1 rRNA gene is annotated in these 1,443 nt (G+C 54.3%); it reads left to right on the forward strand.

The annotated features are described in order from the left end of the window. Positions 1-1,443 (forward strand): 23S ribosomal RNA (locus LCL91_RS21820); the annotation flags it as partial.

Raw genomic sequence — 1,443 nt, forward strand, 5'->3', positions numbered from 1 at the left:
GAGCGCGCTGCTGGAAATGCGCGTCCAAGCGATTAGGCTGGTGAATAGGTAAATCCGTTCACCGTGAAGGCTGAGTCGTGATGGCGAGGGAAATTTAGTACCGAAGTCCTTGATTCTACGCTGCCAAGAAAAGCCTCTAGTGAGGAAAGAGGTGCCCGTACCGCAAACCGACACAGGTAGGCGAGGAGAGAATCCTAAGACGATCGGGAGAACTCTCGTTAAGGAACTCGGCAAAATGACCCCGTAACTTCGGGAGAAGGGGTGCTTCCTCGGGTGAATAGCCCAGGGGAGCCGCAGTGAAAAGATCCAAGCGACTGTTTAGCAAAAACACAGGTCTCTGCAAAGCCGTAAGGCGAAGTATAGGGGCTGACACCTGCCCGGTGCTGGAAGGTTAAGAGGAGGGGTTATCCCTTACGGGAGAAGCTCTGAATCGAAGCCCCAGTAAACGGCGGCCGTAACTATAACGGTCCTAAGGTAGCGAAATTCCTTGTCGGGTAAGTTCCGACCCGCACGAAAGGTGCAACGACTTGGATACTGTCTCAACGAGAGACCCGGTGAAATTATAGTACCTGTGAAGATGCAGGTTACCCGCGACAGGACGGAAAGACCCCATGGAGCTTTACTGTAGCCTGATATTGGATTTTGGTACAGCTTGTACAGGATAGGTAGGAGCCATAGAAGTCGGACCGCCAGGTTCGATGGAGGCGTCGGTGGGATACTACCCTGGCTGTACTGACATTCTAACCCAGCACCGTGATCCGGTGCGGAGACAGTGTCAGGTGGGCAGTTTGACTGGGGCGGTCGCCTCCTAAAGTGTAACGGAGGCGCCCAAAGGTTCCCTCAGAATGGTTGGAAATCATTCGCAGAGTGTAAAGGCACAAGGGAGCTTGACTGCGAGACCTACAAGTCGAGCAGGGACGAAAGTCGGGCTTAGTGATCCGGTGGTTCCGCATGGAAGGGCCATCGCTCAACGGATAAAAGCTACCCTGGGGATAACAGGCTTATCTCCCCCAAGAGTCCACATCGACGGGGAGGTTTGGCACCTCGATGTCGGCTCATCGCATCCTGGGGCTGAAGTAGGTCCCAAGGGTTGGGCTGTTCGCCCATTAAAGCGGTACGCGAGCTGGGTTCAGAACGTCGTGAGACAGTTCGGTCCCTATCCGTCGCGGGCGCAGGAAATTTGAGAGGAGCTGTCCTTAGTACGAGAGGACCGGGATGGACACACCGCTGGTGTACCAGTTGTTCCGCCAGGAGCATAGCTGGGTAGCTACGTGTGGAAGGGATAAGTGCTGAAAGCATCTAAGCATGAAGCCCCCCTCGAGATGAGATTTCCCACAGCATTAAGCTGGTAAGATCCCTTAGAGATGATGAGGTAGATAGGTTCGGGGTGGAAGCGTGGCAACACGTGGAGCTGACGAATACTAATCGATCGAGGGCTTAACC

Source organism: Guptibacillus hwajinpoensis, from assembly GCF_020171785.1.
In the GTDB taxonomy this organism is placed as follows: domain Bacteria; phylum Bacillota; class Bacilli; order Bacillales; family Guptibacillaceae; genus Guptibacillus; species Guptibacillus sedimenti.